This is a genomic window from Xanthovirga aplysinae (assembly GCF_009711365.1).
GTDB lineage: Bacteria > Bacteroidota > Bacteroidia > Cytophagales > Cyclobacteriaceae > Xanthovirga > Xanthovirga aplysinae.
On record NZ_SMMB01001176.1, the window covers coordinates 1 to 10345 of the forward strand.

Below are 10345 nucleotides of genomic sequence, written 5' to 3' on the forward strand. Positions count from 1 at the left end.
TTTACTGCATACCTTGCCAACAAAATTAAATATCATGACAAACAGAGGTACTCATTTTCATCATCATTGTAACACTTTCCGACATTCCGGTAAGAGGTGATGCTGTAGTACCCAAAAAAATAAAAATAAAAGTACTTAAGGCCTACCGATAACCGGTAGGCCTTTTTTATTGGTTTGAATTGTATAACCTAAAAAACTTTAAACTTTCCAATGCTTCGAATTGCAATCCAAAAAAGCGGACGCCTCAGTGAAAAAAGTAATGCCCTGTTAAAAGAATGTGGCATTCAGGTGGAAAATGGCAACAAAAAACTAAAAGCTCAGGCTAGAAACTTCCCTCTGGAAGTAATGTACCTTAGAGATGATGATATTCCTCAATATGTGGCGGATGGGGTGGTAGATGTAGGGATTTTAGGAGAAAATGGAATCCTGGAAAAAGAAAAAGCGGTAGAAGTTATTCAACCGCTGGGGTTTGCCAAATGCCGTCTTAGCTTGGCCGTTAGCAAAGAGGTAAACTATACGGGGATTCAATACTTTGAAGGAAGAAAGATAGCAACCAGTTACCCCAAAATCCTCAAAAGGCATTTGGATAAATTGGGGGTGAATGCAGAAGTTGAAGAAATAAGTGGAAGTGTAGAAATTGCACCCAGTATTGGTTTGGCGGATGGGGTTTTCGACATTGTGAGTACAGGAAGCACCCTAATGACAAATGGCTTAAAAGAAGTAGAAACCCTAATGAGAAGCCAAGCAGTAATGATTGCCACCCCTAATTTAAGTGAAGAAAGACAACTAATTCTGGAGAAACTTCTTTTCCGCATCAAAGCGGTGAAAAGTGCAGACCAAAACAAATATATTCTGCTAAATGCCCCTAATTCAGCCGTGGAAGAAATCTGCAATATTCTTCCTGGCATGAAAAGCCCTACCATTCTTCCTCTTGCCCGGGAAGGCTGGAGCAGTATTCATAGTGTAGTAAAAGAAGATGAATTCTGGGAAGTCATCGATAATTTACAAGGTTATGGTGCGGAAGGAATCCTTGTAGTACCAATAGAAAAAATGATTATTTGAGTTCAAAGCAGAGATACAGGATGGAATTCTTTAAATACCCCCCAAAACAAACTTGGGATGACTTATGCCAACGACCGGTCCAAAATCAAAAGGAATTGAAAGACAATGTAAGCAATATCCTTAGGGAAGTAAAAGAAAAGGGAGATCAGGCGTTAAAGTTTTTCAGTAAACAATTTGACGAGGTTCAATTGGAACAATTACGAGTGAGTGCTTCCGAAATACAGAAAGCGGAAGCACAACTTTCTAATGATTTGAAACAGGCTATCCAACTAGCATTTACAAATATTAAAAAGTTCCATGCTTCTCAAAAAGTAAATGAGAAGCCCATAGAAACCCAACCGGGAGTAAAATGTTGGAGAAAAAGTATTCCTATTGATAAGGTTGGCCTTTATATTCCGGGTGGAAGCGCCCCACTTTTCTCTACCTTGCTGATGTTAGGGGTTCCTGCAAAGTTGGCCGGATGTCCGGAAATAGTGGTGTGTACTCCTGTAGGTAAGAATGCTAAGGTCCACCCTGCTATTCTTTATACCGCAAAGTTATTAGGCATTGATCAAGTCTATAAAACAGGAGGAGCCCAAGCTATTGCCGCCATGGCTTTCGGAACGGAAAGTATTCCTCAAACCTATAAGATCTTTGGTCCAGGAAATCAGTATGTGACTACGGCCAAACAATTAGTCCAACAAGAAGGAGTAGCCATTGATATGCCGGCAGGCCCAAGTGAAGTTCTGGTAATCGCCGATGAAAGCAGTGATCCTACTTTTGTGGCAGCGGATTTATTGAGTCAGGCGGAACATGGCCCTGATAGTCAAGTAATCCTAACTTCAAACAGCAAAACCGTTATTCAAAAAGTTCTTGAAGAAGTAGAGACGCAATTGGAAGTCTTGCCAAGAAAGGAAATTACCAGTGAAGCATTAGTGAAAAGTAAAGCAGTAATGCTGAATTCTCTCCAAGAAGCCATGGACTTTAGCAATACCTATGCCCCGGAACACCTGATTATTGCCACGGAGGCCCCCATGAAACTGGCCGAATCCGTGCGAAATGCAGGCAGTGTATTTTTGGGGAATTATAGCTGCGAAAGTGCCGGAGATTATGCAAGCGGAACTAATCATACGTTGCCTACCAATGGATTTGCCCGATCCTACAGTGGAGTTTCATTGGACAGCTTTTTTAAGAAAGTTACTTTTCAGCAATTGGACGAAGAAGGGATTAGAAATATTGGTCCAGCCATTGAACAAATGGCAGCAGCCGAACAACTAGATGCACACAAAAATGCCATGTCTTTACGTTTAAAAGCAGTGCAAAATTATGTTTGATTTAAAATCCATAACCAGAAAAAACATTCTAGCGCTCAAACCTTATACCAGTGCTCGTGAAGACTTCAAGGGGGAAGCCGATATATGGTTGGATGCCAATGAAAGCCCTTTTCAAAGTGAGGTGAATCGTTATCCCGATCCTTACCAGCAAGAAGTGAAAGCCTTAATTTCTCCAATTAAAGGAATTCCGAGAGAAAATATCTTCCTGGGTAATGGCAGTGATGAAGTAATTGACCTACTATTCAGGGCATTTTGTGAGCCTAACCGGGATAAAGCACTGCTTCTTCCTCCTACTTATGGGATGTATAAGGTATCTGCTGAAATAAATGCAGTAGCTCTGGAAAGTGTACCTTTAACAGCAGATTTTCAAATCGATATACCTAAAATAAAACCTTTGCTTAGGGATAAATGCTTAAAATTGATATTCATTTGCTCCCCAAATAACCCAAGTGGGAATTTAATTAAAAGAGAGGCAATCAGGGAAATAGTGGAAAACTTCCATGGAATTGTAGTAGTCGATGAGGCCTATATTGACTTTGCTTCTGAGGGCAGTATGCTGGGGGAAATAAGGAATATTCCTAACCTACTCATTATCCAAACCTTTAGTAAAGCCTGGGGAATGGCTGGTATCCGATTGGGAATGGCGTTTGGGAGTCAGGAAATCCTGGACATTTTGAACAAAATTAAACCTCCTTACAACATCAACACCCTAAGTCAAAATTTGGCAATAGAGAAACTCAAGCAAATTGAGCAGAAAAACAGAGAGGTGGCGAAAATCCTGGAACAAAGAAAAAAACTAAATGACCAACTACAAACCTTAAATCAAGTGGTCAAGGTGTGGCCTTCTAATACCAATTTTCTGTTGGTCCAGTTCACTGATCCCAAAAAGGTATACAAAAAACTATCAGCCATTGGAACCATTGTTCGGGACAGAAGCCATGAAGTGGCCGATTGCCTTAGAATAACAATTGGAACAGTGGAAGAAAATCAGCGATTAATTAACCAATTAAAAGCCATTGAAAATGAAGAAAGTACTCTTTATAGATAGAGACGGAACTATTATTAAAGAACCAGAAGATGAGCAAATCGACAGCCTGGAAAAACTCGAATTTTTACCTGGGGTCATTACGAACTTATCCCGAATTGCGAATGAACTGGATTTTGAGTTAGTGATCGTCAGCAATCAGGATGGTTTGGGAACCGACTCCTTTCCGAAAGAAACTTTTTGGCCAGCCCAAAATAAAATGTTGGGTATTTTGGAGGGCGAGGGTATTCACTTTTCTGAAATATTAATCGATCCTTCTTTCCCGGAAGATAATTCTCCAGGTAGAAAGCCTGGTACGGCAATGCTTACCCATTATTTAAAAGGAGCAGAGAAAGGAATGTATGACCTTGAAAACTCCTATGTTATTGGTGATCGCTATACCGATGTACAGCTAGCTCAAAATCTGGGCTGCAAGGCCATTTATATTTCCGATGATAAAACCCTTCCTACTGCCCTCACTACAGAAAATTGGAAAGACATCTACCAATTTCTTCAAGGGCAGCCAAGAAAAGGTAAAATAGAACGTCGAACCAGCGAAACCCAAATTATGGTGGAAGTTAACCTTAACGGTTCAGGAAAATCAAATATTTCTACGGGGCTTGGCTTTTTTGACCATATGCTCGATCAACTAGCCCGCCATGGAGGAATAGACCTGAATATAAACGTCAGTGGAGATCTGGAAATTGACGAGCACCACACCATAGAGGATACAGGATTGGCTTTGGGAGAAGCTTTCCTTCAGGCTTTAGGAAGTAAAAAAGGCATTCAACGATATGGCTTTCTTTTACCAATGGATGATTGTTTGGCACAGGTAGCCATTGATTTTGGAGGACGTCCATGGATGATGTGGGAAGTTGATTTTAAAAGAGAAAAAATTGGGGAGATGCCGACAGAAATGTTTTCCCACTTTTTTAAGTCTTTCAGTGATACTGCGAAATGTAACTTAAACATTAAAGCAGAGGGAGAAAATGAACACCATAAAATAGAAGCTATTTATAAAGCCTGTGCCAAAGCAATCCGCATGGCCATAAAACAAACGGATAATTTTTCAGTACCCAGCACAAAAGGAGTTTTATGATTGCTATTGTAAAATATAATGCGGGAAATACCCGCTCAGTGACTAATACTTTAAATCGACTAAATGTAGAACCGGTCCTTACCGATGATCCGGAACTTCTTCGCCAAGCAGACAAAGTAATTTTCCCAGGTGTGGGAGAAGCCAGCAGTGCCATGAATTACCTTCGTGAGAGGGGTTTGGATCAGGTCTTAAAAAACCTAAGACAACCTTTTTTAGGAATTTGTGTAGGCATGCAGCTTATGTGCAATCATAGTGAGGAAGGCAACTGCGAATTAATGGGCATATTTGAGGAGAATGTCAGAAAATTCCCAGTGGAAAAAGGGAAAGTCCCTCACATGGGTTGGAATAATTTCACCTCTTGCAAAGGAAAATTATTCCAAGGAATCTCCAGTGATGAGGACGTTTATTTTGTCCACAGCTATTATGCAGAAACCGGAGCACAAACCGTGGCCACATCAGAATATTTGCTCCCTTTTAGTGCTGCACTACATAAAGATAATTTTTATGCGGTACAGTTTCACCCAGAAAAATCTGCAGGTATCGGTCAAAAAATGTTACAAAATTTTTTAAACATAAAAAACTAATAAAATGGATTAGAAAAACTGAAGTAAAATGGGCTGACTTTGTGATCCATTTACGTTCACTTCTAATTCTTAGTGCTAAATTCCTAAATTATTATCATGAGAATCATCCCAGCCATAGATATCATTGAAGGAAAATGTGTCCGACTAACCCAAGGCAATTACGGACAGAAAACCATATACAATGAAGACCCTTTGGAAGTGGCTAAAGAATTCGAAGGGGCTGGAATTTCATTCCTTCACTTAGTAGACTTAGACGGTGCAAAAACGAAACACATTGTCAATTGGAAGGTCCTGGAAAAAATTGCCAGTAAAACCCAATTACATATTGATTTTGGTGGAGGGATAAAAAGCGATGATGACTTGCACATTGCCTTTGAAAGTGGGGCCCAACAAATTACTGGTGGAAGTATTGCAGCAAATAATAGAAGTACTTTTATAAGCTGGCTTGCCTATCACGGGCCTGAAAAGATTATTCTGGGTGCTGATGCCCACCAAGGAAAAGTAGCTATTAATGGTTGGCAGGAAAACACTAGACTGGAAATAGGGGATTTTATAAGCAATTATCAAGAAGAGGGCATACAATATGTGATATGCACCGACATTTCAAAGGATGGTATGCTGGAAGGCCCCTCATTTGATTTGTATAGCAAAATTTTAAAGCAAAACCCTGAGCTTAAATTGATTGCCAGTGGGGGAATTAGTAAGCTACAGGATTTGGAGCAATTACAGGAAATGGGGTTAGATGGTGCCATCATTGGAAAAGCCATTTATGAAGGACATATCAAATTAGGTGAACTGAAAAGCTTCGTGCTTTAAAACAGCAAATAACTTATGCTAAAGAAAAGAATAATACCCTGCCTGGATATAAAAGATGGAAGAACAGTCAAGGGCATTAATTTTGTCAATATCCGAGATGCAGGAGATCCTGTTGAACTGGCAAAAGCCTATGTAAATCAGGGTGCAGATGAATTAGTATTTCTAGATATCACCGCCACAGTAGAAAAACGAAAAACCTTAGTAAAACTGGTCGAACGTATTGCTAAAGAAATAAATATTCCTTTTACCGTAGGAGGTGGCATTAACAACGTCAGTGATGTTGCAGCTCTATTGCAGGCCGGAGCCGATAAAATAAGTATTAACTCCTCGGCCGTAAAAAGGCCTGAACTGATTACAGAAATTGCCTGTGAATTCGGTAATCAATGTGTGGTTTTAGCCATTGACACCAAATTAATAGACGGACAATGGCGCGTTTATGTACATGGAGGCCGCACACCCACAGAACTTTTAACCCTGGAATGGGCCAAAGAAGGCGAAAAAAGGGGAGCTGGAGAAATTTTACTCACCTCCATGGAAAATGATGGGACAAAAGATGGCTTTGCTGTAGAGTTAACCAAAGAAATCGGGAAAATTGTGAATATTCCGGTTATCGCTTCGGGTGGAGCGGGAAATGGAGAGCATTTTCAAGATATATTTAAAATAGCCGATGCAGATGCGGCCCTGGCCGCCAGTATTTTTCACTTTGGAGAAGTAAAAATCCCTGAATTAAAGCAATTTTTAAGAAAACAAAACATCCCTTTACGATGAACATTGATTTTGAAAAAGTAAACGGTTTAGTACCAGCAATCATTCAAGAAGCCGAAAGTCAAAAAGTGTTGATGTTGGGATATATGAATAAGGAAGCCCTCAAAAAAACAGTAAAGGAAGGAAAAGTAACTTTTTATAGCCGTACTAAAAATCGCTTATGGACAAAGGGAGAAACTTCGGGTAATTTCCTTTTTGTACAGTCCCTAAAGGAAGATTGCGACAACGATACCCTTTTAATTAAAGTAAAACCAGCTGGACCCGTTTGCCATACCGGAAGTACAACCTGTTTTGAAGAAGAGGATGCTCAAGGTTTTTTGCATCAATTGGATGCTATTATCGCCGAACGTAAAGCTAATCCTGATGAGAACTCTTATACCACTTCCCTCTTTAAAAAAGGAGTCAACAAAATTGCGCAAAAAGTTGGAGAAGAAGCAGTTGAATTGGTCATTGAGGCAAAAGACAATAATGATGAGCTGTTTTTAAATGAGGCTTCAGACTTGATGTACCACTATTTAGTTTTGTTGAGAGAAAAAGGCTTTTCTTTGACCGACATTGAGCGGGTTTTAAGGGAGAGACATAAGTAATTATGGTCAAAAGTAATGAGTTAAAAATGAAGCGTGAATCTGAAAGAGGCTGGGTTGATTGTGCCTAGTTCTTGTAAACTTTCTTGTTTGAGAAGGAGAAGGGCTTCTTCCTGAAATTTGAATAAAAATCATCTTCTTTTCCCTGCAGAAAAAATAGTAAATAGCTTAAAATTTCAAATTAAGGCCTATTTTCAAAAGGAACAAAAAGGGGGATTTAAGAAGTCAGTTTCCCAACTCCTTACCTCTCCCCTAATCATCTTCCGATTTAAATTGGCTTTTAGGTTCGGAAGAAAACCCTATTCCTTTCTCAAATTTCAGAAAAAAGAAATAGGGATTTAATAAGGAATATATTTTCGTTTAACTTTTTCTTACGAAAACCTCCTTAATTCCAAGTGATGTTAATATTCAAGTCTCTTGGATTAGTATCATGCACCAAAGTACTTTGCTCCCAAACATCGTCATAAGGAAATCCATAAGCAAATTCCTGAATTCCAAAGAAATGCCAGAATTGAGCATAATAATTGGCTTTTTCTGAACGATCCGCATACCAGGTTTCAGGATTTGGCCAGTTGGCTCCCCCGCCCATAATCTGTCTTTGGAAAGCCGCACCAACGTAAGCCTGAATACCCAATTGAGGTTCTGTTCCTTCATTAAATACCCCATCACAACGGAATACTTCTGGAGAAGTAGGTTTTCTTACTGTGTATGTAGGACTTGTAGTTCCTACCTGAGTAAATGTCAAAACATCATTAATGATTCTACCACTATAATTAATGCCTCTAACATCGATTAGTAGATCCTCATTTCTATATTTTTCCCACATCTTGTCGATATAAGAATCGAAATAATTTCCATGCTGTTCGTTATCATTAAATCCTCCCTGGATTGGAGCCAATACTCGAGCAGGTTGCAAGGTAGCCAATTGTTTAAATTCCTCCGGTACTGAACATTCAAACGCCTGGAAGATATTATCTCTGGATTCTGTAATCCCTACAGTCTGGGTCATACCACTTTCATTGACTAATTGCATCGTTAATGGGAATCCGAATTGATCTACCTGGGTTGTATTACCCCAGAAACCACCTTCTGAGAAGGTAAATTCAACATACTCGATATAAACATCAATATTTGGATCGCTAGGATTAGAAAAGTTAGGTCCTGCAAAACCATTACCGATCACTTTAATATAAAGGGGAGATCCCAATCCAATAAAAATACGACCAGAAGTCAAATAAGGAACTGACAATTCTGACGCCTCTTCCAATGTCATGAAGTAGTTACTATAACCCTCTCCATCTTTCATCAACTGACCGTTATCATCTTCTGACATGGGAATCAGTTCCCCTGCCTTATTTACATAACAAAACTGACCGGCATTATTTATTCCAGTAACGGCATAATAAACCTGGTTATCCGCAAAAGTTCCATTGGTACCATTGCTCATCTTTAAATTTAGTCTTCCATTGAGGTTAGCAGCCATCATGTTACTGTTTTCATCAGCAACTTCCTCTTCAAAATCCGTCCGACAGCTGGCAAAAACCAGTCCTACTAAGACGAAAAAGCCTAAACGTTTTAATAATGGATTCATAATATTTTAATCTTGAGATTTTTCTAATTTTTTTATTTAAATAGTTAAGGTTTCATTGATTATTGTCCCACATACACACCAGATGAGATCAGAAAACAATAAATCCCTATTACACTCTTAATGTATCCTCTTAATCAAAAATGGACCTATTTCTAGCTGCATCAGGTTTATTAATCAGCTGCTTGAATAATTCACAATCAGGCAAATCGCCACCGCCACTTGTAGGCTCTCCTACTCTAAATGATGCAGTACGGGAAACATCTCCACTTTTTGCTGTAACTGTGAAACTTCCACTGGTTGATGCTGTGAAAGCTCCAGTTTGAGCATTTATTTGTCCTCCACCACTCACACTCCACTCGAAGTTAACGTTCATTTCATTTCCATTTTGATCAATTCCCCTGGCTGTGAAAGTATAGTTCTGGTTAATCGCTAAAGGACTGCTAGGAGTAGATATTACAATATTCGAAAGAACAGGGGTTCCAGTACCAGGATCAGTTGGTCCATCACATTCTCCAATAGTAATGACATGCTCATTATTCATAGAGTTTCGCTCCCCTCCTTCTGGTAAACTATAAGTAAAATAGAAATGAACACTTTGACCCCTTACAGCATTTAGTTGAGCACTGAAAGTACCATCACCATTTGCTGTCATTTGATAACCTGGGTAAGGCTGGCTACCGCCATTTACAGTATAATATAGTAAAACTATTTGATTTCCAACACCCGGACGACCTGCCTTAAAAGTTATAGTGGGGTTATCATCTCCACTTACTTCATAAGAATAATCCCCGTTAGGGCCCGCTCCTTCACAAACTCCAGTTGTTGGATCAGTTGGTTGCTGAACAGCCTCCACAGTAAAAGCTCTGGTTCCAGACACTCCATCACTACTGGCTCGCACAGTAAAAGTGCCTGCCTCAGAAGCTGTGAATAATCCACTATTGCTAATACTTCCTCCTCCACTTACAGTCCAATTGGGAGATATAGCTGTTTCCTGATCAAAATCATTATAACCCGTGGCAGTAAACTGGAAAGTTTCTCCTACTTTTATTGCAGACGCAGGGCCTTGAACTTGTATTCGAGACAATACTGGTTCTTGGGCACCCTGATAGGTAACGGTCTGGATATTATCTAAGGAATTTCTCTCCCCTCCTTCTGGTACACTATAGGTAAAATAAAAGCTAATAGTTTCTCCAGCAGTGATATCTAGTGGATAAGTAAAATTTCCATCTGAATTTCTTTGCATTTGGTATCCAGGAAAGTTACCGCTAGCACCACCTTTTTGATAATACATCAACACTATATTATCTCCAACACCAGCATATCCTGGTTTAAAAATCATTTGTGGAGATTCTCCTCCTATTAATTCATAACTAAAATCTCCCTCCGGATCACTTCCACTCTGTGCCCAACCCGAATGAGAATTAAAAGCAAAACAAAAAAGCACCATAAGGAAGGCTGAAAATCTTCCTAATGTGTTTCGACTAAATGATTGCATAATGTCTAAAAA

The 10345-nt window shown here is 39.4% G+C and carries 10 protein-coding genes; 8 read left to right on the top strand and 2 right to left on the bottom strand.

Features of this window, described 5'->3' with window-relative positions; all coding sequences use genetic code 11:
- Positions 1 to 210 precede the first annotated feature (210 nt).
- The 8 genes from hisG to hisIE all read left to right on the top strand — a co-directional run bounded on the left by hisG (position 211) and on the right by hisIE (position 7250).
- On the top strand, positions 211 to 1062 hold the full coding sequence (gene hisG, locus E1171_RS15570; RefSeq protein WP_155206971.1) for an ATP phosphoribosyltransferase: 852 nt from the start codon (positions 211 to 213) through the stop codon (positions 1060 to 1062).
- Positions 1063 to 1082: 20 nt separating this feature from the next.
- Positions 1083 to 2375 (top strand): histidinol dehydrogenase, encoded by a 1293-nt coding sequence (gene hisD / locus E1171_RS15575; protein ID WP_155206972.1) that lies wholly within the window; start codon positions 1083 to 1085, stop codon positions 2373 to 2375.
- Positions 2368 to 3423, top strand: coding sequence for a histidinol-phosphate transaminase (gene hisC / locus E1171_RS15580; protein ID WP_155206973.1), 1056 nt, complete (start codon positions 2368 to 2370; stop codon positions 3421 to 3423). The genes hisD and hisC overlap by 8 nt, the downstream gene beginning before the upstream one ends.
- The gene (hisB, locus tag E1171_RS15585) at positions 3398 to 4498 is read left to right on the top strand and encodes a bifunctional histidinol-phosphatase/imidazoleglycerol-phosphate dehydratase HisB (protein WP_155206974.1); all 1101 of its coding nucleotides are present in this window, start codon (positions 3398 to 3400) and stop codon (positions 4496 to 4498) included. The genes hisC and hisB overlap by 26 nt, the downstream gene beginning before the upstream one ends.
- Complete coding sequence (gene hisH / locus E1171_RS15590) at positions 4495 to 5082, top strand: imidazole glycerol phosphate synthase subunit HisH (protein ID WP_155206975.1); 588 nt, start codon at positions 4495 to 4497, stop codon at positions 5080 to 5082. Before hisB ends, hisH begins: the two co-directional genes overlap by 4 nt.
- A gap of 96 nt (positions 5083 to 5178) precedes the next feature.
- Positions 5179 to 5898 (top strand): 1-(5-phosphoribosyl)-5-[(5-phosphoribosylamino)methylideneamino]imidazole-4-carboxamide isomerase, encoded by a 720-nt coding sequence (hisA, locus tag E1171_RS15595; RefSeq protein ID WP_155206976.1) that lies wholly within the window; start codon positions 5179 to 5181, stop codon positions 5896 to 5898.
- A gap of 15 nt (positions 5899 to 5913) precedes the next feature.
- Entirely contained in the window at positions 5914 to 6666 is a 753-nt protein-coding gene (hisF, locus tag E1171_RS15600) for an imidazole glycerol phosphate synthase subunit HisF (RefSeq protein ID WP_155206977.1), read from the top strand.
- Positions 6663 to 7250, top strand: coding sequence for a bifunctional phosphoribosyl-AMP cyclohydrolase/phosphoribosyl-ATP diphosphatase HisIE (gene hisIE, locus E1171_RS15605; protein ID WP_155206978.1), 588 nt, complete (start codon positions 6663 to 6665; stop codon positions 7248 to 7250). The genes hisF and hisIE overlap by 4 nt, the downstream gene beginning before the upstream one ends.
- Positions 7251 to 7632: 382 nt before the next feature.
- On the opposite strand, the gene E1171_RS15610 is transcribed toward hisIE, so the two are convergent.
- Together E1171_RS15610 and E1171_RS15615 are read right to left on the bottom strand one after the other, a co-directional pair.
- The gene (locus E1171_RS15610; RefSeq protein ID WP_155206979.1) at positions 7633 to 8838 is read right to left on the bottom strand and encodes a glycoside hydrolase family 64 protein; all 1206 of its coding nucleotides are present in this window, start codon (positions 8836 to 8838) and stop codon (positions 7633 to 7635) included.
- A gap of 130 nt (positions 8839 to 8968) precedes the next feature.
- Positions 8969 to 10345: hypothetical protein (locus E1171_RS15615; RefSeq protein WP_222931519.1), on the bottom strand; the 1377-nt coding region annotated here is incomplete at its 5' end.